This is a genomic window from Gilliamella sp. App6-5 (assembly GCF_001690525.1).
GTDB lineage: Bacteria > Pseudomonadota > Gammaproteobacteria > Enterobacterales > Orbaceae > Gilliamella > Gilliamella apicola_H.
Genome location: NZ_LZGT01000088.1, coordinates 61,383 through 86,483 on the forward strand (window position 1 = coordinate 61,383; position 25,101 = coordinate 86,483).

Annotated in this window: 31 protein-coding genes and 1 pseudogene; 20 read left to right on the plus strand and 12 right to left on the minus strand. The window is 34.2% G+C overall.

All coding sequences use genetic code 11. The features are described from left to right. Positions 1-185: 185 nt before the first annotated feature. The 6 genes from galU to A9G24_RS10675 form a co-directional block, all read right to left on the minus strand. Positions 186-1,100 (minus strand): UTP--glucose-1-phosphate uridylyltransferase GalU, encoded by a 915-nt coding sequence (galU, locus tag A9G24_RS10655; protein WP_065638994.1) that lies wholly within the window; start codon positions 1,098-1,100, stop codon positions 186-188. A gap of 18 nt (positions 1,101-1,118) precedes the next feature. After that, positions 1,119-1,637, minus strand: a complete 519-nt coding sequence (locus A9G24_RS13400) for a DUF2569 domain-containing protein (protein WP_065583025.1) — start codon at positions 1,635-1,637, stop codon at positions 1,119-1,121. Beyond that, positions 1,634-2,149, minus strand: coding sequence for a hypothetical protein (locus A9G24_RS10665; RefSeq protein WP_065638995.1), 516 nt, complete (start codon positions 2,147-2,149; stop codon positions 1,634-1,636). The genes A9G24_RS13400 and A9G24_RS10665 overlap by 4 nt, the downstream gene beginning before the upstream one ends. A gap of 56 nt (positions 2,150-2,205) precedes the next feature. Then, positions 2,206-2,337, minus strand: a complete 132-nt coding sequence (locus A9G24_RS12560; RefSeq protein ID WP_202984995.1) for an entericidin A/B family lipoprotein — start codon at positions 2,335-2,337, stop codon at positions 2,206-2,208. Positions 2,338-2,381: 44 nt separating this feature from the next. Beyond that, the gene (locus A9G24_RS10670) at positions 2,382-3,575 is read right to left on the minus strand and encodes an amino acid aminotransferase (RefSeq protein ID WP_065638996.1); all 1,194 of its coding nucleotides are present in this window, start codon (positions 3,573-3,575) and stop codon (positions 2,382-2,384) included. Between the two features lie 274 nt (positions 3,576-3,849). Further along, on the minus strand, positions 3,850-4,233 hold the full coding sequence (locus A9G24_RS10675; RefSeq protein ID WP_065638997.1) for a RidA family protein: 384 nt from the start codon (positions 4,231-4,233) through the stop codon (positions 3,850-3,852). A 193-nt stretch (positions 4,234-4,426) separates the two neighbouring features. On the opposite strand from A9G24_RS10675, the gene ffh reads away from it, so the two are divergent. Then, positions 4,427-5,794, plus strand: a complete 1,368-nt coding sequence (gene ffh / locus A9G24_RS10680) for a signal recognition particle protein (protein WP_065638998.1) — start codon at positions 4,427-4,429, stop codon at positions 5,792-5,794. Between the two features lie 107 nt (positions 5,795-5,901). Here the strand turns inward: ffh and A9G24_RS10685 are convergent, their stop codons facing one another. Further along, complete coding sequence (locus A9G24_RS10685; protein WP_065638999.1) at positions 5,902-6,774, minus strand: EamA family transporter; 873 nt, start codon at positions 6,772-6,774, stop codon at positions 5,902-5,904. A 125-nt stretch (positions 6,775-6,899) separates the two neighbouring features. After that, on the minus strand, positions 6,900-7,886 hold the full coding sequence (gene ispB, locus A9G24_RS10690; protein WP_065639000.1) for an octaprenyl diphosphate synthase: 987 nt from the start codon (positions 7,884-7,886) through the stop codon (positions 6,900-6,902). A gap of 154 nt (positions 7,887-8,040) precedes the next feature. Here ispB and A9G24_RS10695 point away from each other — a divergent pair, with 154 nt between their 5' ends. Further along, positions 8,041-8,868, plus strand: coding sequence for a TonB family protein (locus A9G24_RS10695; protein WP_065639001.1), 828 nt, complete (start codon positions 8,041-8,043; stop codon positions 8,866-8,868). 68 nt (positions 8,869-8,936) lie between these two features. Here A9G24_RS10695 and pepP read toward each other — a convergent pair whose 3' ends face one another. Then, positions 8,937-10,253: a Xaa-Pro aminopeptidase gene (pepP, locus tag A9G24_RS10700; protein WP_442902767.1), complete on the minus strand. Its 1,317-nt coding sequence runs from the start codon at positions 10,251-10,253 to the stop codon at positions 8,937-8,939. 30 nt (positions 10,254-10,283) lie between these two features. Next, the gene (locus A9G24_RS10705; protein ID WP_081303174.1) at positions 10,284-10,826 is read right to left on the minus strand and encodes a UPF0149 family protein; all 543 of its coding nucleotides are present in this window, start codon (positions 10,824-10,826) and stop codon (positions 10,284-10,286) included. A gap of 145 nt (positions 10,827-10,971) precedes the next feature. On the opposite strand from A9G24_RS10705, the gene A9G24_RS10710 reads away from it, so the two are divergent. The 4 genes from A9G24_RS10710 (at position 10,972) to crr (ending at position 13,988) form a co-directional block, all read left to right on the plus strand. Continuing rightward, positions 10,972-11,301 (plus strand): hypothetical protein, encoded by a 330-nt coding sequence (locus tag A9G24_RS10710; protein ID WP_176701201.1) that lies wholly within the window; start codon positions 10,972-10,974, stop codon positions 11,299-11,301. Positions 11,302-11,437: 136 nt separating this feature from the next. After that, positions 11,438-11,695 (plus strand): phosphocarrier protein Hpr, encoded by a 258-nt coding sequence (gene ptsH / locus A9G24_RS10715; protein WP_065639005.1) that lies wholly within the window; start codon positions 11,438-11,440, stop codon positions 11,693-11,695. Positions 11,696-11,747: 52 nt separating this feature from the next. Continuing rightward, positions 11,748-13,475 carry a phosphoenolpyruvate-protein phosphotransferase PtsI gene (gene ptsI, locus A9G24_RS10720; protein ID WP_065639006.1) on the plus strand — a complete coding sequence of 576 codons (1,728 nt, stop codon included), beginning with the start codon at positions 11,748-11,750 and terminating at the stop codon, positions 13,473-13,475. A 9-nt stretch (positions 13,476-13,484) separates the two neighbouring features. Further along, positions 13,485-13,988: a PTS glucose transporter subunit IIA gene (gene crr, locus A9G24_RS10725; RefSeq protein ID WP_065639007.1), complete on the plus strand. Its 504-nt coding sequence runs from the start codon at positions 13,485-13,487 to the stop codon at positions 13,986-13,988. An 82-nt stretch (positions 13,989-14,070) separates the two neighbouring features. Here crr and pgi read toward each other — a convergent pair whose 3' ends face one another. Beyond that, a complete protein-coding gene (gene pgi, locus A9G24_RS10730; protein WP_065639008.1) occupies positions 14,071-15,720 on the minus strand; it encodes a glucose-6-phosphate isomerase in 1,650 nt (549 codons plus the stop codon). 223 nt (positions 15,721-15,943) lie between these two features. After that, positions 15,944-16,399: a hypothetical protein gene (locus tag A9G24_RS10735; protein ID WP_065639009.1), complete on the minus strand. Its 456-nt coding sequence runs from the start codon at positions 16,397-16,399 to the stop codon at positions 15,944-15,946. Between the two features lie 555 nt (positions 16,400-16,954). On the opposite strand from A9G24_RS10735, the gene A9G24_RS10740 reads away from it, so the two are divergent. The 14 genes and pseudogenes from A9G24_RS10740 to A9G24_RS10800 form a co-directional block, all read left to right on the plus strand. Continuing rightward, positions 16,955-17,461, plus strand: coding sequence for a hypothetical protein (locus tag A9G24_RS10740; protein WP_065639010.1), 507 nt, complete (start codon positions 16,955-16,957; stop codon positions 17,459-17,461). A gap of 174 nt (positions 17,462-17,635) precedes the next feature. Then, the gene (locus A9G24_RS10745) at positions 17,636-18,058 is read left to right on the plus strand and encodes a hypothetical protein (RefSeq protein WP_081303175.1); all 423 of its coding nucleotides are present in this window, start codon (positions 17,636-17,638) and stop codon (positions 18,056-18,058) included. A 242-nt stretch (positions 18,059-18,300) separates the two neighbouring features. Then, positions 18,301-18,780 carry a pentapeptide repeat-containing protein gene (locus tag A9G24_RS10750; RefSeq protein ID WP_065639011.1) on the plus strand — a complete coding sequence of 160 codons (480 nt, stop codon included), beginning with the start codon at positions 18,301-18,303 and terminating at the stop codon, positions 18,778-18,780. A 272-nt stretch (positions 18,781-19,052) separates the two neighbouring features. Continuing rightward, positions 19,053-19,391 (plus strand): hypothetical protein, encoded by a 339-nt coding sequence (locus A9G24_RS10755; RefSeq protein ID WP_065639012.1) that lies wholly within the window; start codon positions 19,053-19,055, stop codon positions 19,389-19,391. Positions 19,392-19,494: 103 nt separating this feature from the next. Continuing rightward, entirely contained in the window at positions 19,495-19,863 is a 369-nt protein-coding gene (locus tag A9G24_RS10760; RefSeq protein ID WP_065639013.1) for a hypothetical protein, read from the plus strand. A 143-nt stretch (positions 19,864-20,006) separates the two neighbouring features. Further along, entirely contained in the window at positions 20,007-20,345 is a 339-nt protein-coding gene (locus tag A9G24_RS10765; RefSeq protein ID WP_065639014.1) for a hypothetical protein, read from the plus strand. A gap of 363 nt (positions 20,346-20,708) precedes the next feature. Beyond that, entirely contained in the window at positions 20,709-21,158 is a 450-nt protein-coding gene (locus A9G24_RS10770; RefSeq protein ID WP_065639015.1) for an SMI1/KNR4 family protein, read from the plus strand. Positions 21,159-22,073: 915 nt separating this feature from the next. Further along, the gene (locus tag A9G24_RS10780; protein WP_065639017.1) at positions 22,074-22,265 is read left to right on the plus strand and encodes a hypothetical protein; all 192 of its coding nucleotides are present in this window, start codon (positions 22,074-22,076) and stop codon (positions 22,263-22,265) included. A gap of 281 nt (positions 22,266-22,546) precedes the next feature. Then, on the plus strand, positions 22,547-22,954 hold the full coding sequence (locus A9G24_RS10785) for an NTF2 fold immunity protein (RefSeq protein ID WP_065639018.1): 408 nt from the start codon (positions 22,547-22,549) through the stop codon (positions 22,952-22,954). Between the two features lie 35 nt (positions 22,955-22,989). After that, on the plus strand, positions 22,990-23,418 hold the full coding sequence (locus A9G24_RS10790; protein ID WP_065639019.1) for a hypothetical protein: 429 nt from the start codon (positions 22,990-22,992) through the stop codon (positions 23,416-23,418). 336 nt (positions 23,419-23,754) lie between these two features. Beyond that, a pseudogene (locus tag A9G24_RS13405) lies at positions 23,755-24,186 on the plus strand (RHS repeat domain-containing protein); the annotation flags it as partial. After that, positions 24,182-24,376: an HNH/endonuclease VII fold putative polymorphic toxin gene (locus tag A9G24_RS13410; RefSeq protein ID WP_081303176.1), complete on the plus strand. Its 195-nt coding sequence runs from the start codon at positions 24,182-24,184 to the stop codon at positions 24,374-24,376. The pseudogene A9G24_RS13405 and the gene A9G24_RS13410, both read left to right, overlap by 5 nt. Before the next feature lie 69 nt (positions 24,377-24,445). Next, a complete protein-coding gene (locus A9G24_RS10795; protein ID WP_065637205.1) occupies positions 24,446-24,703 on the plus strand; it encodes a transposase in 258 nt (85 codons plus the stop codon). Between the two features lie 20 nt (positions 24,704-24,723). Then, a partial coding sequence (locus tag A9G24_RS10800; RefSeq protein WP_141673148.1) for an IS3 family transposase occupies positions 24,724-25,101 on the plus strand: 378 nt, incomplete at its 3' end.

Sequence of the window (25,101 nt, forward strand, 5' to 3'; positions counted from 1 at the left end):
ACAAAAAAAGTTTCTATAAAAATCGTTCAGGTAGTGCCTTGATTTTATTTAAGCTTTACATAATTATTTTTAATAAAATCAATTTATTATAGAGGAGGTTGGGGTTCGGATGTTATCACTGATGTTAATGATTCCCTTCCAAAAGGTCAAAACGTCCGAAACCTAACTATCAAAAAATCAAAAAACTAAAGCGCCTTTAACCACGCTTTAACATCTTTACCTAAACTTTTGTGGCGCATTGCATATTGAACAAAAGTTTGTACATAACCAAGTTTATTACCACAGTCATGACTACGACCTTTGATGCAATAAGCATCAACACTATCTTCTTCAAGTAGCATGGCAATTGCGTCGGTCAATTGAATTTCACCGCCAGCGCCTAATGGTGTTTTGGCAAGTAAAGGCCAGATTTTTTCAGATAGCACATAACGACCAACAACCGATTGATTTGATGGCGCTTCGTCAATTGATGGCTTTTCAACAACGCTATACATTTGTGCTACATGACCTGCAGATAGCGTTTCACCACGGCAATCAACAATACCATAAGAGGAAACTAATTCTTTTGGCACTGGCTCTACCATAATTTGGCTATGTTTGGTTTGGTGATAATTGTTGATCATTGCCGCTAAATTATCGCTGGTAAGGTCACTTTCGTATTCATCAATAATCACATCAGGTAAAACCACAGCAAAGGGTTCATCACCAACTAGAGGATATGCACATAATACCGCATGACCAAGCCCTTTAGCCAAACCTTGGCGAACACTGGTTATTGTGACATTTTTAGGTAAAATACCTTGTACTTCTTGCAATAACTGACGTTTAACACGTGCCTCTAACATGGCTTCTAATTCAAAACTGGTATCGAAATGGTTTTCTATTGAGTTTTTTGATGAGTGGGTTACAAAAATAATCTCTGTTATGCCAGCTGCAATACACTCTTTAACTACATATTGAATAAGTGGTTTGTCAACAATAGGGAGCATCTCTTTGGGAATTGCTTTAGTTGCGGGTAACATGCGCGTGCCCAAACCGGCAACAGGGATAACCGCTTTTTTGACTTTTCTACTTGCACAACTTTCTAAATTTGATGTCATTTTATTTCCTTAATACAATTAACTAACAGTGGAGCTATAGGTATCGTCACTACGGCGATCATTAACAAATGTATTTTTGACTCGCACTGACTTTAACATATAAGCAATCCAAATACAGGTATAAATGATTGCTATAACAATATCTTTTATAAGAGAAAACTCGAATTTAAATTCAAATGGTAACACGATAAAAAAATACCAACATCTTTGAATTAGCTTAAAAACAATAAAACTGCTACTAAATATAATAAAAAAGTTAGGAAATTTATAACTTTTAGTAAAATATAAAAATATAATATAAGCGTTTAAAAGCAAAAATAAACAATTTAGACCGATGTCACCTAAAATAAACAGCCCCAAATGAACTGTTTGCATTTCCGTGTAGGGATCCAATAATTGTGTCCACACGTCGATAAAATTAATCACATTTAGTCTAGAAAAAATAACATATCCAATAAAAATAAAATAAAAAAATAATTCAATACCAACTAAAATTAGCCAACCGCCTAATCCTTTAAGTTCTTTTCCCTTGATCATTTTTGCGCCTTTTTAATGATTGATAAATCATTAGATTCAATGAGTGAAGGATTATCCCTATCTTTGGCTAAAGAATCAATAGCGATATAAACGATTTGGCAATTCTGCAATACAGCTTGTCTTACTACGAATTTGGCTTTACGGTCATGCGCTTCTTTTTGAGCTTTACTGATATAAAGGTCATCGTATCCATCATCATATAAAGAAGCCCTTTCGAACAAATTTGGAGTTCGCCAAAATGTTTCTTTGGGATAATCTCGTACCAAAATTTGATCAGTTAATTTACCTTTTATTCCGGCATAATGACTTGGTAAATGTTTGCTTTCTCGGCTTTGGGCAATATAAACACGTTGATAATTTTGTGTATTTGAGGGGAGTTTATTTAATAAAAATTCAAGACCTGATAGGTTTGAATACTGGCAATTTTCCAGCGTTAAAGGTGCAGTTCGATAGTTTAACGAACCGCACCCAATAAGTAAAAACAATGTAACTATAAACAAATTACGTAACATTTTTACTCTAAAAATAGTTAAAAAGCGAAAATATTGCTAGACATATATAACCTTAGTTACATTTTATCACTTACTTTTTCGGCGGTATGTGAAATGGCCTTTCCGCCAGATTCAACATCTTGACCAACACCTTTAACGGTGTTACATCCAACAACTAAAGTTGCCATTACTATACCTAATATTAACATTAACACTTTATGGAACATAAAATATACTCCTTTTAGTAACATGTTTATTTTAATGTAGCAAATGCTTCTGCCACACGATCGATATTATGGTGATTTAAACCCGCTACACACATCCTTCCGCTGCCCACCAAATAAACAGCAAAATTATCTTTCAATTGTGTAACTTGCTCTTTATTAAAACCGGTATAACTGAACATGCCTCGCTGTTTAACCAAATAATCAAAATTACGATCAGGTACAGCTTTTTTTAATAATTCAACCAGAGTTGATCGCATGGTTACAATGCGATTTCTCATTGATTCGACTTCTTTAAACCATTGCGCTTTAAGCTCTGGATGATTTAATACATAACTAACTAACTGCGCACCATAAGCTGATGGACTTGAATAATTTTGGCGAACAGTAGCTTGTAACTGCCCTAATACGCACCCAGCGGCTTGGCTGTTATCGCATAAAACAGATAATCCGCCAACACGTTCACCATAGAGTGAAAATGTTTTCGAAAATGAGTTACTAACAAATCCACACAAGCCTGTCTTTGCCATTTTTCGAATCGCATAGGCATCATCATCAATACTTTCGCCAAAACCTTGATAAGCAATATCCATAAATGGAATAAGATCACGGGCCTTTAACACCTCAATCACTTTATCCCACTGCGTATGTGTTAAATCTGCACCGGTTGGGTTATGGCAGCAAGGATGAAGTAACACAATGCTTTTAGCTGGTAGTTGATTTAATGTTTCAAGCATTGCTTCAAATTTTACGCCACAAGTTTGCTCATCAAAATAGGGATATTTGTTTACCTTAAACCCGGCACCGCTAAAAATAGCGATATGATTTTCCCATGTTGGATCGCTGACCCATACTTCAGATTTTGGGAAATAGCGAAATAAAAAATCAGCTCCTATTTTCAGAGCACCTGAACCACCTAACGTTTGTATCGTTGCGATACGTTTATCTTTATAAGCCGAATGATCTGCACCAAATAATAGAGACTGAATTGATTGGCAATACGCTGGCAAACCACTCATTGGCAAATACAGCTGTGCACCTTGATTGAGATGATAAATATCATCACGAGCAGTTTTTATACATTGCAATTGGGGAACCACGCTGTTTTCATCATAATAATAACCAATACTTAAATTCGTTTTATTATCTCGGCTATCATTCATAAACTCAGCGACTAACGATAAAATGGGATCCCCTGCATACGATTCTACTTTTTCAAACATGTTCACAATCCAATTGGCACAAAAAATAACAATAAATATTTGTAGATTATTGCACCAACTTTATTGGCAATCAATCATTAAATAGCAGTTTAACAATAAATAATTAATTTGATTTTTGGTTAGAAAATGACTGTATTTTTGATAGTAAAAAGTAATAGATGAGATAACTAAAAATATAACGTGTTTTAACCCGCTTTTTTATACTAAAACGTATGGTTTCCTGAAACTTTTTGACAAAAATTAGCACCTTTTGGTGCTAATCAGGTAAGCAAATTTATTTAGCAGCAATAACTTCAATTTCGACTTTAGCATCTTTAGGAATTCGAGCAACTTGCACGCAAGAGCGAGCTGGGAAAGACGCATTATTTTCAGTAAAAAATGCTTCGTATACCGCATTTACCGCAGCAAAATCATTCATATCAGCTAAAAAAATAGTTGTTTTTACGATATTATTGACTTGATAACCTGCCGCAGTGACAATTGCTTTTACATTGGCTAAACTTTGTTTGGTTTGTTCTTTCACACAACTTGGCATTTCACCTGTGGCGGCATCCAGTGGGATTTGCCCTGAGGCAAATAACATATTACCTAAATCGACCGCCTGAACATAAGGCCCAATAGCGGCTGGTGCTTTGTCAGTACTAATTACTTTTGCCATACTCGATGTTCTCCTTATTCATAAACTAACCTGCTTTTTAATCACTAAAAAGGTTAAGGTATTCGCTTCTTGTTTGTCCTCATTTCAACAGGATCGTAATTTACTGTCAAGTCGTCGCAAAATTATGATCGTGGGACTTATTGAAATTTTCTGATATGATAAGGACAATTTTTTATTTATTACGAGAGTTAATATGTTCGAGAATTTAACCGACCGTTTATCACAGACATTCCGCAATATCAGTGGTCGTGGACGACTATCTGAAGACAATATTAAAGATGCGTTGCGCGATGTGCGTATGGCATTACTCGAAGCTGACGTTGCCCTACCAGTGGTTCGTGAATTTATTAATCAAGTTAAAGAAAAAGCCGTTGGATTAGATGTCAGCAAGAGCCTAACACCGGGTCAAGAATTTATCAAAATAGTTCAAGATGAACTGACAAGCGCAATGGGTGAAGTCAATAGTTCACTCAATTTGGCAACCCAACCACCTGCTGTTATGTTAATGGCTGGGTTACAAGGTGCCGGTAAAACAACTAGCGTTGCTAAACTAGCTAAATTCCTAAAAGAAAAACAGAAAAAGAAAGTACTCGTGGTGTCTGCCGACGTTTATCGACCCGCTGCAATTAAACAGTTAGAAACACTGGCTAAAGCGATTGATGTTGAGTTCTTTCCATCTGATATTACTGAAAAACCGGTTAGTATTGTAAATAAAGCTATTTCTCATGCAAAATTGCAATTCTTTGATGTACTTATTGTCGATACTGCGGGTCGTTTGCATGTTGATAACGACATGATGGATGAAATCAAAGCGCTGCATCAAGCCATTAACCCCATTGAGACATTATTTGTGGTTGATGCCATGACTGGGCAAGATGCTGCCAATACGGCTAAAGCTTTCAATGATGCTTTGCCACTTACCGGTGTAATTTTAACCAAAGTTGATGGCGATGCGCGTGGTGGTGCGGCGCTATCCATTCGTCATATTACTGGTAAGCCGATAAAATTCTTAGGAATGGGGGAAAAAACTGACGCTTTGGAGCCATTTTACCCTGATCGTATTGCTTCGCGCATCTTAGGTATGGGTGATGTGCTATCTTTGATTGAAGAATTACAGCATAATGTCGATCGCGAAAAAGCAGAGAAAATCGCCAAAAAACTGAAAAAAGGCGATAAGTTCGATTTTAATGACTTTCAAGACCAACTCAAGCAGATGCGTAATATGGGCGGAATGGGGGCAATGCTAGCTAAATTACCTGGTGTTGGTCAACTGCCTGATCATATCAAAGCACAGATGGATGATAAAATCACCATCAAAATGGAAGCTATCATTGGCTCAATGACGTTAAAAGAACGCGCTAATCCTGAAATAATTAAAGGTTCACGCAAACGCCGTATTGCAAACGGTTCGGGCACCCAAGTGCAAGATGTCAACAAACTCTTAAAACAGTTTGAAGATATGCAAAAGATGATGAAGAAAATGAAAGGCGGTGGCATGATGAAGATGATGCGTCAAATGAAAGGGTTAATGGGTGGCGGTATGGGATTCCCTCCTCGTTAAAACATGACAACCGCCTATTTCAACGAAAATCAGTGATAGCAAACTATCACTTTTCCGCATAAATATCGCGCTTATAAACAGCGCGATAATACTTCTCATTGACAAATTTAATTGCTTGGTTTAATCGATTTAACCTGTGTTGGCCTACTCATTGTAAGTACTGTACCTATCGATGATATAATAATAAACACAATGGCTATCCACTGATAGTGGGTTAACTGTTCATGTAAAACAATAAATCCAGAAAGTGCGGCAAAAACAGGTGACAAACTCATTAATGTACTAAATGTTTGCGCGGGTAATTTGGGAAGTGCAATCATATCCAAACCATAAGGAATGGCCGATGCTAATAGCGAAACCACAAAAATCAATGGTAGCAACTCCAACGAAAACAGGGTACTGCCAGTTTGCCAGATGCCGATAGGAAATAAAAAGCACGAAGCAATGCCCGACCCAATCGCTACACTTGCTGAGCCATAAATAGCACTCGCTTTGCGTCCAAATAAAATATAACATGCCCAGCCACTTCCCGCTAATAGCGCAAATAAAATACCCATTGGATCTAAATTACTTGACGCTTGAGTTAGTGGTAAAAGCATAGCCAGCCCCATAATTGCAATACCTAACCAAATAAAATCAAGCACTTTCCGTGAAGCGCACATCGCCACCATAATAGGCCCTGTTAGTTCAATGGCAACAGCAATACCAAGCGGAATTCTGGCGATTGCGTTATAAAACGCTAAATTCATGCAACCAATTGAAATACCATATAAAGATATGTATTTCAGTGCTTGTTTTGTCATGGCTTTGCGCCACGGTTTGAAAATTAACACTAACATAATTGCCGAAAAAAATAATCGCCAAGCTGTCATCCCCTCTGGCCCTAACACAGGAAATAGATATTTGGCTATAGACGCACTGCCTTGAACCGAAATCATCGAAATAAAAATTAATAAAACAGGCCAACACCTTTTTAGCATAAATAATTACCTTAATTGAAATTTAAAGTTGTTATATATAAAACTCATGACAAGAAGTTTCAGGAAACCATACGTTTGAGTATAAAAAACGCATGGTTTTATTGATTTATTGGCTCATTGGTAAGTTAGTTTTCTCTTTTTACTGATAATAAAGCAAGATCTTGTAACGCTTGTTTATAAGGTGAATCAGGTAAAATGGCAATAACGTCAAATGCTTTTTGTGCTTCTTTTTGAGCGGTTTGTAACGTAAAATCTAGCGAACCACATTCATCCATGATGTTTAAAATGCGATCTAACAATGGTCGACCATTACCTTGCTCTATTGCTTGACGAATTAAAGCTGCATCTTGGGCATTTTTAGTGTGGTGCATTGCATGTAAAAGCGGTAAAGTGGGTTTACCTTCATTCAGATCGTCCCCTAAATTTTTACCTAATTTTTCATTACTATCGGCGCTATAATCAAGTAAATCATCAATGATTTGAAAGGCTGTGCCTAGATATTTGCCATATTCCTGTAAAGCCAACTCTTGCTCTGTATTTGCACCAGCTAGCACCGCAGCCGAATGCGAAGTTGCCTCGAATAAACGAGCCGTTTTGCGATAAATCACTTCTAAATATTGTTCTTTAGTGATATCGGGATCGTTACAATTAATTAACTGTTGTACCTCACCTTCAGCAATCACATTGGTTGCCGCCGACATAATCGTCAATACTTTAAAAGATTCAGTACGCACCATCATTTGAAAAGATCGAGTATAGATATAATCGCCAACCAGTACACTGGCGGCATTGCCAAAAAGTGCATTAGCGGTTGATTTGCCACGACGTAAATCCGATTCATCAACAACATCATCATGCAATAAGGTTGCTGTATGAATAAATTCAATAAAAGCCGCGGTAATAATATGTTTATCGCCTTGATAGTTGAGTGCTTTGGCAATTAATAACGCGATTACTGGGCGTATGCGCTTTCCACCACTACTAATGATGTAATTGCCTAACTGATTGATCAAAGCCACATCAGAACTCAGTTCTGCTTGTATAGCTTGATTCACTTTGATTAAATCTTCTTTAACAAGATCGAGTATTTGATTCATTGACGCAGTATTCATCAGCCTAACCATTATAAATAACAGATATTTACTTTCTATTATCTGATAAATATCATGAAGCAACAAGGTGTCATCTATCATATTTCAAAAAACACTACAAATGATAAGCATTTTCATTTAGAATACTGACCTTAAGTTAAAAATGATTATTATTATGAAGATTAACTTTGATATAGACATCGATAATACCAAGGTTCCTTTGTGTCCGACGAAAAAACAACCTATAAATACCTATGCATGTACATCGGTATCTGTACTGTCACATCTTGTCTTATTTGCACTACTCTTTAGTTCCGCCTTGTTTGCTAAAAACATTGTTGTCGATGAAGGTGATAATTCAATTAAAGCTATGATGGTCGATATCTCGCAATTGGCTGCACCAAAGCAATCATTAGTAGAAAATACTCCCGAAATTCCAGGCGTGGAAAATAGCGAACGGATCGATAACAAACCAATCGAAGAAATTCCCGTTGAAGCTGTTATTGAGCCTGAAGTTGTTAAAGAAGAACAGCCTGAACCTATTCTCGAAAAAATCCCCGACAAGACTACTGTTGAGCCCAAAAAGGAAATTGTCGTCAAAAAAGAACCAAAACAAAAGAAAAAGCGCCCTCCTGCTCAAAAAGCATCACATCAACAAGTTAGACAAGAAGTGATTAGCGACAAGGTTGCTAACACTGCTGTAGCACCGCAGATTTCAGATAATCGTCAATATTCTGGTAATCCTTTGCCAATTCGGCGCAACCAACCTGAATACCCACGCCGAGCACTAGATATGCGCTTAGAGGGTTATGTAGTCGCACTATTTGATGTAAACAGTGATGGGCGAGTTGAAAATATTCGAATTATAGAAGCAAAACCTAATAATATTTTTAATCGTTCCGTGATTAATGCCATGAAAACATGGAAATATAAGCCAATTGCGGCAAAAGACCTGAAAATACAAATTATTTTTAACCGCGATAAATCAATTAGTTTGAATTAATAACAATTGATATAGACAGCAATAAAAAAGCCATAACTTCTGTTTAAGAAATTACGGCAATCGCATGACTAATGAGTAAGTGTGTTTGCCATCAATTGTTCAATTTGATGCGGATCTTTAGGTACATTACTGGTCAACACCTCATTTCCTGTCTCAGTAATTAAGATATTATCTTCAATGCGAATACCAATGCCTTTATATTGTGCTGGTACATCTGCGTCTTGATTAATATAGAGTCCGGGTTCAACGGTTAATACCATCCCTGGCGCTAAAATACGATCTCGACCACTACCAACATCATGCACATCGATGCCTAGCCAATGTCCTAAACCATGCATATAAAATGCAGTGTAAGCTTTATTGGCAATTAACGTTTCCACATCACCATGCATAATGCCTAATTTAATTAAACCTGCTACCATCGTTCTGACCACATGATTATTCACTTCCATGATTGATGTGCCGGGCTTAAATAATTGAATCGCTTGATATTGCGCTGCTAACACTATGTCATAAATCTCACGTTGAACTTGGCTAAATTGACCATTCACAGGGAAAGTACGAGTAATGTCCCCTGCATAGTATTGGTATTCACACCCAGCATCAATCAAAACTAAATCTCCATCCTTTAGCTGCTCACTATTATTTTCATAATGTAAAATACAACCATTATTACCGCCGCCAACAATAGTGTTATAAGATGGAAAGCGTGCTCCATGCCAAGCAAATTCGTGTAAGATTTCAGCTTCTAGTTGGTATTCAAACATTAATGGTTTACACTTTTGCATCGCTCTAACATGGGCTTGCGCACTAATTTCACAAGCTTGGCGTAAAATTGTGATTTCAAAATCTGATTTAAACATACGCATTTCATGAACTATCGGTCGCCAATCAATCATGCTGTTGGGGGCAGAAAGATTCATCCGACTACCTTGTCGTAAAATACGCATGGCACTATCAACAATTTTATCGGCATAGGCATACTGTTGATCGGCATGATAAATCGCTGTTTTGCCATTTAATAAATTGGGTAATATTGTTTCTATCTCATCAAAGGGATGCGCCTTATCAACCCAAATTGCGCCTAATGCGGCTTGTTGACCTAAACGGTAACCTGTCCATGTTTCTGCAAGTGCATCTTTTTTACGATTAAATAATACATATCTAGGCGTATTATCATTTTGTTTCACCACAGCAAAAACCGCTTCTGGCTCAGCAAAAAGCGTAAAATACCAAAAATCGCTATTTTGCCGATATGGATAATGGGTGTCATTACTACGCGCGGCTTCAGGAGCTGCAAAAAAAAGCGCAATACTATTTGGCACCATTTGCGCTAATAATCTTTCTCGACGTGCAAAAAGTTCTGTTTTGATATCAGTGTTTATCATTGTAATGACCTTGAAAATGTATAATTATTAATGGATTGTTGGGATGATATCTGACTCATTAAATTCATCAAAACATAGCATAGAAGTGATGCGAACATACTCTTTAATCTCTTCAAAAGCAAAACCAAGCTCTTGTTGATCTTCAGTTTCATCATAACCCAGTGTAACAATTTGCCGTAGGTCATAAATCGCTTCGCCAACATCGCCTTTGATATGATTAATTTTAGGTTGCACAAGTCCAATACCAAGTAAGAAATGATTTACCCAGCCAACCAAATCATCAAGCTGTGAATATAAATCTTTGTCACTAAGCAATAATTGAAAGCTAAAATCTTCATCAAAAAATTGTTGTTTGATATGCGTGTAAAGTTGACTAATTTTCTCATCTAATGATGCAGGCATTTTTTCACCATTATTTAACATATCTTCAACCAATGGCCGCCAGCTCTCATCATAATTACCGCCAGCCAATATACCCGACAAAAAACCATGCAACTCAGCTGCGGTAATACCGATTTTATTTTGGATTAGTTGACGATTAAATTCGTCGTAATTGATAATATTTGACATAAACTTCACCCTAATCTTATTACATCATGAAAAATGCACCCTGCACTTTCTCTGATTATTAGTATATAATTCGTATTCAATTGTAAATAATAAACAGGTTACTGTGCTTTATAAAGGAATTATTTTGAACATTGTGGGATTAATCGTGAAATTGCCTTTGCAATTATTATTTCTTGCAGGATTATTATCATTAACCGCCTGTAGCTCATTGTTATCGAATAAAGGCGTCATCATCCTTGATGTGCAAGATAAAATACACACCAATGTAACCAGTCAAAATTTACCTGAAGCTTATAAATTAGGTAATAGTGAACAAGAATTACAACGATTTGAAACTTTCTGTAGAGAAGAGATCCGCGCATCAAAGCTTGATGGCAGTGAAGAAATCGTTTTTGAAAACATTAAACATGGAATCCATGGACAGGTAGAATTTAAAAAGTGTAGCGATAAAGTCACCCGTATCTACCGATACTGACAAAATATGGCTATCTTTATCAATTAAAGCTAATACGATTGACCTAATATAAAAGATATATGAAATCTTACTAGCCTTTCAGGCGGTTTTTATTTATATTGGTCGTTGAAATAAAAATATTTGGGAGTCAAATAATATGTACAAACAAGATGTAACCATTACTGCATCTAACGGTCTTCATACTCGCCCTGCTGCGCAATTTGTGAAAGAAGCCAAAAACTTTAATGCAGAAATTACTGTCACATCTAATGGAAAAAGTGCAAGCGCTAAAAGCCTATTTAAATTACAAACATTAGGTTTATCACAAGGCACAACCATTACCATTACTGCCGAAGGTGAAGATGAAAAAGACGCAGTTGATCATTTAGTAAAATTAATTCCTGAATTGGAATAATAACTCCCGATTAGCTATGAAAGGTTTTAAAATTGAATAAGGATTAAATGTTATGGTCTCAGGTATACTTGTTTCCCCCGGTATCGCTTTTGCTAAAGCGCTATTATTAAAAGAAGAGCCTATTGTTATTAGCAATAGACAAATTCTTGATAGCAAGATTGACGCTGAAATTGAGCGCTTTAAAGAAGCTCGAGAAAAATCAAGCGCACAATTACATGCGATTATGGAACGCGCAAAATCCACATTAGGCGAAGATAAAGCTGCCATTTTTGAAGGGCATATTATGCTTCTTGAAGATGAGGATCTTGAGCAAGAAGTAATTTCTCGTATTCAAAGTAAACATTCAAGCGCAGATGCCGCTGTTCAATCTGTTTTTGAAACTCAAGCTAAAGAACTAGAAAATCTAGATGATGAATATCTAAAAGAACGTGCTGCAGATATTCGTGATATCGGTAAACGATTACTCAAAAATATTTTAGGCATTGAAATTGTTGATTTGAGTGCCATTAGCCAACCGTGTGTTTTAGTTGCAACTGACTTAACGCCGTCTGAAACAGCTCAGCTAAACTTAGATATGGTATTAGGTTTTATTACTGATGCAGGTGGTCGTACTTCACATACCTCCATCATGGCTCGTTCTTTAGAAATCCCTGCTATTGTTGGAACATCAAATGCAACTCAAGCAATCAAACAAGGTGATTTCGTTATTTTAGATGCGATCAATAATGCTATTTATATCAATCCAGATCACACAACTCAAGAAAAGTTAAAACAAGTTCAAACTAAATATATTAGTGATAAAGAAGAATTGGCTAAATTAAAAGATCTACCAGCTGTAACCCTTGATGGTCACCAAGTAGAAATCTGTGGCAACATTGGTACAGTGCGTGATATTGCCGGTGCTGAACGTAACGGTTATGAAGGTGTTGGTTTATACCGCACTGAATTCTTATTTATGGATCGCGAAGCTTATCCTGATGAAGAAGAGCAATTTAAAGCCTATAAAGAAGTAGCGGAAGCAACCAATGGTTTATCGGTAATTGTCCGTACCATGGATATCGGTGGCGATAAAGATGTGCCATATATGCATTTACCAAAAGAAGAAAATCCATTCCTAGGCTGGCGTGCAATTCGTATCAGTTTAGATCGTAAAGAAGTTCTTCATGCACAATTACGCGCAATTTTACGCGCTTCAGCATTTGGTAAATTGCGTATTATGTTCCCAATGATTATTTCTGTGGAAGAAATCCGCATATTAAAATCTGAAATCAATATTCTTAAAGAACAATTAAATGCCGAAAGCAAAGCGTTTGATAAAAATATTGAAATTGGTGTAATGATTGAAACGCCAGCAGCGGCTGTGATTGCACATCACTTAGCCAAAGAAGTTGATTTCTTTAGTATCGGAACCAATGACTTAACACAATATACGCTTGCTGTTGATCGCGGTAACGAGCTGATCTCTCACCTTTATAATCCTCTTTCACCTTCAGTATTAACACTGATTAAAAAAGTGATCGATGCCTCTCATAAAGAAGGTAAATGGACAGGGATGTGTGGTGAGCTTGCTGGTGATGAAAGAGCGACAATCTTATTACTTGGTATGGGACTTGATGAATTTAGTATGAGTGCTGTATCTATTCCTAAAATTAAGAAATTAATTCGTAATACGAATTATGAAGAGGCAAAGAAATTTGCTGATGCTGCGCTAGAAAAAGCAACTGCTAAAGAAATTATTGATTTAATTGAAAATTACACTGCTGAAAAGCAAATTTGTTAGGAGACAATGATGGGTCTATTCGATAAAATTAAACAATTTGTATCCGATGATAGTAAAAATAGCATCGAGATTATTGCTCCTTTAAGTGGCGAAATTGTCAAAATCGAAGATGTACCAGATGTGGTTTTTGCTGAAAAAATCGTTGGTGATGGAGTAGCAATTAAACCTTCTGGCAATAAAATTGTTGCACCATTAAGTGGTAAAATTGGCAAAATCTTCGAAACCAATCATGCTTTTGCTTTAGAATCTGATGAAGGCATTGAACTTTTTGTTCACTTTGGTATTGATACTGTGGAACTAAAAGGTGAAGGTTTTACGCGAATTGCCGAAGAAGGCCAACAAGTTAAAGCAGGCGATACCATTATTGAAATTGACCTACCACTACTTGAAAGTAAAGCAAAATCCGTATTAACACCTGTGGTTATTTCTAATATGGAAACAATTGTGGAACTCACCAAACTATCAGGTGCAGTAGAAGCAGGTAAAACGCCAATAATGCGAATTAAAAAGTAATAAATATTGCTTATAAAAAAACCTTCAGCCTAAGCTGAAGGTTTTTGTTTTATACTCACATACAGGTATTTTCTAAAACATCTTAACGCCATTTTTTGTATTGATTAATTAAGTTATTTGTAGATTCATCATGTGAATTTACTGGTTTATCATCTGCCAATTCAGGTAAAATCCGACCCGCTAATTGCTTACCTAGTTCTACTCCCCATTGATCAAAACTAAAGATATTTAAAATAACCCCCTGAGTAAAGATCTTATGTTCATACATGGCAACTAACGCACCAAGGGTATAAGGGGTGATTTTTTTCACTAATATTGAATTAGTTGGCTTATTGCCATCAAAGACTTTAAATGGTACCACAGACTTCACTTCGTCAAGGTTTTTACCAGCAGCAATAAATTCTTGTTCAACTTGCTCTTTTGTTTTACCAAAAGCTAAAGCTTCGGTTTGTGCAAAAAAGTTAGATAACAATTTCGGATGATGATCACCAACTGGATTATGACTAATAGCTGGTGCAATAAAATCACAAGGAATAAGTTTAGTACCTTGATGAATTAATTGATAAAACGCATGTTGACCATTGGTTCCAGGTTCACCCCAAATAATTGGACCGGTAGTATAAGGTGTTTTATTGCCACTGCGATCGACACTCTTACCATTTGACTCCATATTACCTTGTTGAAAATAAGCCGCAAAACGGTGCATATATTGATCATAAGGTAAAATCGCTTCGGTTTCTGCACCACAAAAATTGTTGTACCAAATACCAATTAACGCCAGTAAAGTTGGGATATTTTTATCAATTGGCGCACTTTGGAAGTGTTTATCCATAGCATGTCCACCGGCTAAAAATTGTTTGAAATTATCAAAACCGATTGATAACACAATTGATAAACCAATAGCTGACCAAGATGAATAACGTCCACCGACCCAATCCCAAAATTCAAACATATTGGCGGTATCAATACCAAACTTTTCAACTTCCTTTGCATTAGTTGATAGTGCAACAAAGTGCAAAGCAACCGCTTTATCGTCTTTTGCCGCATCAAGTAACCATGATCGTGCCGTTTGTGCATTAGTCATGGTTTCTTGTGTAGTAAAGGTTTTAGACGCCACTAAAAATAAAGTGGTTTCAGGATTTAAACCTTTAAGTGCTTCAACAATATGTGTACCATCAACATTAGAAACAAAATGCATATTTAAATGGTTTTTATAAGGACGTAGCGCTTCGGTGATCATATGAGGCCCCAGATCTGAACCGCCAATGCCAATATTAACAACATCAGTAATCGCTTTACCTGTATAACCTTTCCATTCGCCACTAATGATTTTGTTACTGAATGATTCCATCTTAGCTAAGACAGCATTAACATCATCCATCACATTCTTACCATCAACATAAATTGGGGTATTTGATACATTACGCAATGCAACATGTAATACTGCCCGATTTTCTGTACGATTGATTTTTTCACCACTATACATAGCATTAATCGCACTAGTTAAATCGCATTCATCAGCAAGTTTATACAGCAATTCTAGGGTTTCTTGTGTTACTCTGTTTTTTGATAAATCAACCAAAAACTCATCGTCAAAAGGAATACTTAGTTTTTCAACTCGGTTAGGCTCCTCTTTTAAAAGTTGAGCAATGGTTTTATCTTTATTTGTTTGGTAACTAGCTTGAAGGGATTTCCAAGAATGGGTAGTAGTTGGATCAATTGACTTTAGCATAATTTATTCCTTAAATAATATTACATTATACCCATAATATAACTATGCCTAGCATGATGCAAGATAAGGATCTTGTCGATAAAAATAAGTTTAATCGAGAATAACAGATATTATTTTCTTTTTTAATGTAACAACATGAATTAAGAGCGTTAAAAATAAGATATCGGATACTTACAGCATCATATTTGAAGATTACTATTTGATTTAAATATAAAAATTATATTTAAGATTTTAGATATTCAAGACGATTATCAATAATACGCTTATTATTCACTATTTCGAATGACACTAACATTCCTTCAAAAGTAATGCCAAGGACAATTAATTGTTCATCCACTTCATAATAGTAACGCATATGATCTTCATAGATATGATCTTTAAAAATATAGTTATGATTAAACATATCAGTTAAAACAAACGGACATCCTAATTTAAAATCAAACCCCAGAAAATTTAAAATTTGATTGGCTTTATCAAGCAGGAAAGTATTATCCATAACGTCAGAATCAATGGATAAAACCTCAATCTTATCATCAATATAAAAAAATATAATGTGATAACCACAAATATTAGCCGTTCCGGGGATCTCAGCATATGAAAAATCTTCTTTGATATAATATTCATTTGAATCTAAAAAATGATTGATATCAAGCGCGCTAAACTTATTTTTATTATACATATGCAAATCCTAAATTTTGTACATTTGCCCGTTAAAATTTGATGTTAATCTTATCCCCATATTCTATAATAAACTTGTACTTTGTGGTTTTCTATTTAGATTCTGTTTCCATATAAAAGGTTATCTAATCATTTCATCAATGAGTAAAATTGTAGCAAGAAATGTGACCGCAAAAAGATAAAAAATTCTTGAAATAGTTTATGGGTAAGAATGATTTGCATTGCTTACAGTAATTTGGCAAATGGTTGTCTTTTTACTTGTTGGGTTATATTTTTTGTAAAAAATATTCAGGATTCTATACCGTTTCGTGATTATTTGATAATTTGCAGTATCTATTGGTTAAAATGGGTGATAATCATCGTATCAATCAAACATGTACAAAACCTATCTGCCCGCAAATGAATGGAAGCGGAAAGCGATAAGGACTTTAATGAAAATGCGGTGTTCACTCTTTGGATTATATATTTGCAAAAAATATTCAGGATTCTATACCGTTTCGTGATTATTTGGTAATTTGCAGTATCCAATTTGTTAAAATGGGTGTAGGAGGCAAATGTGATTAAGACAATATTCGTTGATGTTGATTTTAACGGTATAATTATTTTTGACTACCCAGGAATACACATCCCTTTTGGTGGGAAAATAGACAATGGGCAAAATATACTTAAAACATTTACAACAACAGACAAAGGCGACTTTGTGCTTGATAAGGGAATTGCGTTACCTATCATGGGCATTGATGATGGTGGTTATGTTGTTCGTTTGTTTTTAAATGAATATCCCTTTAACGAGGATAGACGGGTTATATTCAGCGATAAATATTTTTATCTTAATGTTACTGGAAACTTATATATTGCCGATATGTCTGTTTTTTGGGAATGGGAAGAATATACAGGTTGGCATAATGCAAATATTCCTAAGGGAATATATAAAGTCTGTCTGGAAGGCGTAACTTTGAAAAAAAATGGCGATATCTTTTATTGCTATGATTTGATTTTAGAAAAAATAAGCAAACTTGGAAAAAGAGAAATTGAACCACGTTCAGATGCTAGACTTTATTAAACAATTGCGAATAAAGTCTTTTCAAGGATTTATCGCTAATGGATATTGAATATCAGAAAATAGAATTCCATTTTTTTGAATTAATTTCTTTGCCGTGTAAAGTTTTACCGTCGAAGAATTAGATGAAATTAAAGCGCTTATTGATTATGGTGAATAGGGAATAGGTTGTTAATAATGAATAAAGAATGGGAACCGATCTTTCAAATAGAGTTAATAGATATTATTAACAGCTTACACATCAAAAAATTGCATGTCGGCTCATCTGATTCTCTTATTAATGAAACGATGGGAGAACCAGAATTACCTGTAGCAAGACTGAACAGAAAATCAAAAATATTTAATCACCTATATGGCAATGTCAATATTTTATCTGAAAATCACACGGTAATAAGTATAAATATTGACATGCATGGTTTTAGAAAAAAGATGGTCATTCTTGGTAGCATAAATAGCTGGAAATTTGATGATTGGCTAGCACTATCTAAAATAAAAGATTGGAATGTGAACCAATTTTGTGATGGAGTTCGACTGGAAGGAAAAGGAATCGTGATCTGTTTATTACCAGATGGAAAAGTTGAAATGGTTACTCTTTCTTAAATTGCTCCTAGCTTTTTTCCAATACAGCAACATTGGCTGATTAATCGAGCAGACCGATCTAAACGGCTATACACAACAACTCAATTACGCTTGTCATTAAAACCGAAAAATCCTATAAGAAACCAGCTTACATTACTATACTTTCAGATATTATGGTAAGGAATGCTTGCACCAAGTAATATCCTAAAAATTAAATCTATGTCTATAACAAAAGTTAACCTCTGTAACTAGGAGAATTATTAATGATTACTATTCATTTTGAATCTGGCAGCACACAAGAATTTGATGTAACAACATTTGATGGTTTCGATTTTAGTAATTCGATATTACATACAGCTATATTTACGGGATATTCATTGCGTGATGTTAATTTTAAATATGCTAATTTACGGAGTGTAAATTTTTCAAATTGTATTTTAGATAATGCTGATTTTGCCAATGCATTATTAATGAATTCAAATTTAATCAATGCATCATTATTAAATGCTCAGATGTCGAACTGCAAGTTAAATGGCGCTTTTTTACTAAATGCTAATTTACAAAGAGCTAATTTATCAGGCGCTGATTTATTTAATGCAAATTTCAATGGAAGTAATTTAAAAAGGGCAAATGTAAATGCAATGAGAATAAATGAAGCAAGTTTTATAGGGGCAATATATGACAAATATACCATTTGGCCAAAATATTTTTCACCGGAGAACAATGGCGCTATTTTGCAATAAATATTATGAATAGCAACTTATTCTATTATAACAAAATTAACATCTACCAAATGCTTCTGTTCTTGTAGTTAACCGTGCTGATTCAATTACTAACAGATGAAATAAAATCAAAATCACAGATCTTAAAAAAATCAGATTTGCTATTATTCATGCTCCATTTAAAGGGCGGTTGGAAATAAATAATGCAATATTAATTCGTTCAAAAAGTGTGAATAGTTTTAATACGAACAAAATAAACTGTTTGGTATTTTCAACGGATTTAGAGGGTAATAATGAAAGACTATATTATTTCATTTAGAGATAAACAAAGATATGCTCTTATCGAATATAACAAAATTGACAAGTTTAATTATTATTATGAAGGCGTGATTATTGAGTCTAATTTTCCGGAAGAAGTAATTTTTTTTATTAATGAATGTCATGCAATTATTAATGATATGGCAATATCACTTTTGGATGAAATTGAGAAAAAATTATATTTGTATGATATTGGTTTGGAAAAAAATTGTTCTAGAATTTTTGATATTCAATTTATCGATAAAAATAAAATTTCTTTTTTTACAAAATATCCATCAAGTTGGGGGTATTTAGACAAATATCCCAGTGATTAACGCTTTACTATAAATTGTAACAAAGGGTTAATTGTTTGCGTCAAACAAAAACTGTGATTGTGAACTGTCTGATTTGGTGCGCCTATATAAAAGGAGGATTAATATGTTAGATAAAGAATTACTTGATATTTTTGGTCAAAAGATTATTAGTCATGTTAGAGATCAAGCCATTTTCGAATTTGAAGCAATGGTTCAGGGTAAAATGAAATCTGAAAATATGGTTAAATTAAATAATGAACTAAAAATATTTGATAGAAATCAAATTGATATTTTAAAAAAAGTTGCTGTTATTGCTATTGATAGTGTTATTTACAATACATTAAATATGCTAGAACAAAATGAAGAAAATATGAGATTATTAATATCTAAAAATGGTAAAAATGAAAAAAACATTGTTAACATTAGTGATGGTTTATCTGGTGAACTTTTAACAGAAAATGGTTGGATAGAAAAATTTAGTCAATACAATTAAAGATTATATATCAGTGATATTTTTTGTTACAGCTATACAAGCTAGGAACAAAGGATAGATTACAGATAAAACAAATAAACTAGCACATAAACTAACAGTGGGCATGTTCTCCCTTGATGGATTATTTTATTAAGGTAATTAATATGAATTTAAAAGAAATAAATCACAAGATTTTATCTCTTCCTACAATAATGGGTATTTCAGCAGAAATATCAATAATAAAAGAATTAATGAACCTTAAAACTGATGATTTAATCAAAAATAAGGATATTTTTCGATGTATCGTAGAATCATTAGAGCTATCCCATATAGACTCAGGTTTTATGGAATTAACAAAAAATAATGAAAATATTTTTATTGATTTTTACCATTGGTTGAAACGAATAAATAAACAGTTAAATATAAATATCCACATGAATACTATAGATTGTTTTAGTTTAACAGTTGAGGAAGTCAATAGACTCATGTCACCATATAAATAAAAGAAAATATAAAAATGAACTAAAGTAATAGTTGTAAATACCGTTTAATATTTATTTTGGGCAAGAAACATTGAATTTTTCTATTTGAAATTGCCGTAATCATTGGCAATACACAAAACGGTAGTTCAAAATTAACCTAACAGACAAATTATTTATCAGCATTCATTTTACCTGAATGCGAGTATGGTCAGCAAAATAAATCCTCTTGTTGCTCTTTCTTGACTAGCGCTTTTGCGTCTATCTAAGTTTTCCAAAGTGTTTTACTATAACAATACATTTCCCTAATATGTTTTTCCTTATTATAAAATTTAACTAGTTGTGTAATGCTGTAATAGTGTATTGCATTTTGTGTGAGGTAATTATATGAGTGATATTAACAGTCTTATTAAGCGTTTAAATGATGAAGCTCAAGACGAAGTATATTGGCTTGGAGCTTGTGATGCATCACAAATTAATATACTCGAAAACAAGCTAAAATTATCGTTACCATATGAATTAAAAGAGTTTATTTTATTAGTAGGTGGCGGTGGTATTGTTGGAGAAGAAATATCAGGCATAGTTGATAATGATGCCTTGGCTGAGTCTGGAGGAGCAATTCATTATGACACTTATCAGTGTCGCAATGAATACGCCTTACCATCAGATATGGCGGTTATTTATTTTAAAGATGACGATGTATGTTGGTGTGTTGATTGTAGAAAAGATACTTATGGGCAAATAGTTAATTATGATCTTTTCTCAAAAAAAATATCAAATATTCTTGCACCGTCATTCAGCATTTTTTTTGAGGAATATGTCAATCTACACACATAACTTATAGCCAAAATATTCTAAAGATGATTTATTTTGGACTTACATGTTTTATTATAAAAGTGATGCATTTTTAGACTTTGATTGAGATGATATGGAGCATTTTTTATTTATTTGGGCTACCTTATTTCAGTTGTTGATTAAATTCAACGTTTGGATGACACAATTTAGCTTATTATTTTCTGTTATTGATAATGGCGGGCATTGCAAACAAAATATAGCTGGTCAACATCATCTTCATGAAACTATTCACCAATAACTTATGAATACAAAGCTGCGACAACAACAATACAAGATTTTGGATTATTATTCAGGCAAGCACGCAAAATTATATTAAAGATATAAGCGACATTGTGAGTTCTAAATCGATAAACTTATTAGAGATATTCTTAAAGACTACAAAATAAACTTTCTAAAATTAATGAAAACATGGTTAGAACCTTTATGAGACAATCTGTTAATGAACTTATTAAAATGGGACCTTTGCCTTCAGAAACGTGTTCTGATATTGACTTTATTCAGAAATATCAGAATATTTTACATAGCATTCAACCACCCTTATCAAACGAAGAACCCACTAAACTAATTACACTCTTTGGTAAGGATGAAAGTTATGGGTTAGCGTAGATATTATTACATCTTATTGAATCAAGTGCCGATTTTTCTATAGATAAACAATTGTTAAAAAATACAAATCCATGGATTGAGCTATTAATAAAGCGAACTACTAATAAATAAAACTAAGATAAATTATAATAAATCATTAAATTAAAATTTATTTGTTGATAACATGTCTAACACTAAGAAAAACGTTCAACATTGAATGAATTAAAATACTAACCTGTAGCAAAGATTAACACAAAGTGAACTTGATGAGTTCAAAAGTATATTATGATTATATAAAGTTTAGAGAGAAAAATGTATTTATTAGAGCATATAAATCCGTCAGGAACCGTGAATCAATTTCATCTTGATATATCTGAAGATGGGTTAATGATTTATGAATCATGTATTAACTATGTCTTAGAAAATTGTAGTGATAAGGAAATTTATAAAATTACCGGTTGCGAAAATAAGGAGGCTTTAAAAGAAATACAAAAAATATTATAACTATTTTATACTATTACGCTGCAAAGGATTTATTGCTACCCCGATATTTTGATTCTCATAATAGGTATACAGAACCAAATGAATTATCATGGATGGGAATAAATATAAACAGGCAAAATAAATAGATTCGTGTTGAGTTCAAAAAATTGTCTCTAGATCTATGCTGCTTTAACGACAAAATGATAGGGGTGGGCACTGTCTAATATTTTGGGGGAGGATAACTCAGTTTTCCAAAATGGGAAAATGCGTTAAATCATGTTTTTAAAAATGAGGTGAACTAAATGGATATTGAAATTGCGAAAAATAGATTAAAAGAATTCATTATTGCGATGAATAATTGGGAAATAGTGTGCTATCCAAAATTGAAAAGTGATTCTTCAGAAGAAGCTTATTTACAAATGACTAAAGATTTGAATTTTATATTCAATAAATTTTGTACAAAAAAAGAGCGAAAATATGGTCGACAAGCTGCATTATCTTGTGGAAACCCACCAGAGTACTCACCAGATGAAGAGATATTAAAAATAGAAGAACTCGAAGGTAATAAAGTAGTTATTTACACTCAACAACAAAATCGTGCAAAAAGTCAATTTCGTTATACCTTGCATTACAAAAAACATGAGTGGCGTATTGATAAAAAAGAGGTATATGATAAGTTTGATAATAACTGGGACAAATATCCATTGTAATAAATTGAAACTGCTTATCCTAAAGGAGTCCTAGAATGATTGATTTAATAATTAATCCTGATTCTATTCGTGTATCAAAAAGTAAAGTATCAACTCAAATATTTTCGGAAATATATTTCCAAATCGGAAATATATTTTTTCCAGAAAAGAAATGGGATGATTTTACTGTCATTATATTAAGTTGGTGGTTAAAGGAAGCTTGTAAAATTAAAAAAAATAATATAGCTAAAGCTCATTTTAGTTTTATGGATGGACCATTCTATTTTGAGGTTCATTTTGTTAGTGAAACTTGTAATATTGAATTTATAGAAGATAGATATGATAAAAAAGAAGTAATATATAGCGGTAAAATAGAATGCCTCCATTTGTTTAACCTATTAAAGAAAAATGCAAATTTATTGATTCGAAATATACCTAGTGAAGCAGAAAACTTAAAAGATGTAATAGAGTTGAAAAAAAATTAAAATTAATACAAAACCATGTGAATAATTTTTAGATAGGTAATTGCAAAGAATCATAATATAGAGTAAATAATTTTAGATACCAACAAAATCCTCCTAACTATACAATTGATAGATTTAAAGATGCATATTATAGCCAAAACATCTGCTCAATAAACAGAAAGGTTAACTGATCAAACATATAGATTGCTAAAGATTTATATATAAGAAAATAACATAAGTTCCAAAATAAGTACGTCCGTCTGCAACGCAAAAAGACTACCAGCGTACCATTACGATGCCGAACACCGCCTGAAAGAGGTACGCATCGAATAAACAGACCGCAGCCCGTGTTAAGGCTACGTTTACGACGCCTTAGGCCGGCGTATCGAAAATCATTAAATAGACCGCAAACCCTACAACCGTACCCGCTTCCTGTGGGACGGCTTAAGAATGATCCAGGAAACCAGCCCGAATCACCCCACCAGCCTATATATCTATACCAACCAGAACGGCTGTCCGGAAGAGCTTACCGATGCCAACGGCGAATTACTGTGGGAATGTAGCTTTCAGTTATAGGGAAAGCGGATTCATGAAATCGAACATGAATCAATAGAGCAAAACCTCAGATATCAGGGACAATATTTACACAGAGAAACCAGCTTACATTACAATACTTTCAGGTATTATGATCCGGATATAGGGCGCTTTACCCAGCCAGACCCGATTGAGTTGCTCGGTAGCTTTAATCTGTATCAGGATGCGCCTAATGGGTTGACTTGGGTGGATCCGTGGGAGGGGGTGTCCTAAACTTAATCGACGACAGGCTTTAAATTCAGAAGATTTAGGTTCACATGGAAGATATTATGAATATAAAAATGCACAAGGACATAAACTTGTCATTGTAGAACATACAAATGATCCAAGAGCCAAAAGTGCTCATACACATGCAGGTCAACCAAAGCGTGGCGCCAATTTGTAACTATCCCCTAAAATAGTACAGCAAAAAAGTAGAAAATTCTCTATGATAAAAGTAAAAGAGGATTCAATTATGAAAAAAATGACTGAACATCAAATCGTCGCTATTTTAAAAGAAGCTGAAGCAGGTATTCCTGTCAAGGAACTCTGCCGTAAATATGGCATGGCAAATTCAACTTTCTATAAATGGCGAGAAAAATACGGCGGAATGGAAACCTCTGATATTAAACGTTTAAAGGAGCTTGAGGCCGAAAACCGTAAACTTAAACAGATGTTTGCCGAACTGAGCTTAAAATCCCAGCTTCAGGAAGAAATCATAAAAAAGCTTTAGTGCCCACAAAGGTACGTAAAATGTGGGCACAGCAACTACAACAAAATCATTCAGTTACTATTGCTATGAGTTGTGCCATTGTTGGCTTAAGCCGTTGTGCTTACTATCATCAACCTAAGTTACCGGATGATTCGGTGATTATTTCGGTGTTGAATGCTATCACAGACCGGCATTTACGCTGGGGCTTTCCCAAATGTTTTAATCGCATCAGAAAGCTCGGCTATAAATGGAATCATAAACGGGTGTATCGGGTGTATTGTGAGTTAAAACTTAATATTAGAGCTAAACGTAAAAAACGTATCCCCCAACGAACACCAGAAAAGCTATTGGTTCCTAATAAACAAGGTGAATGTTGGTCAATGGATTTTATGAGTGATAGTAGCTGTAATCAACGTCGC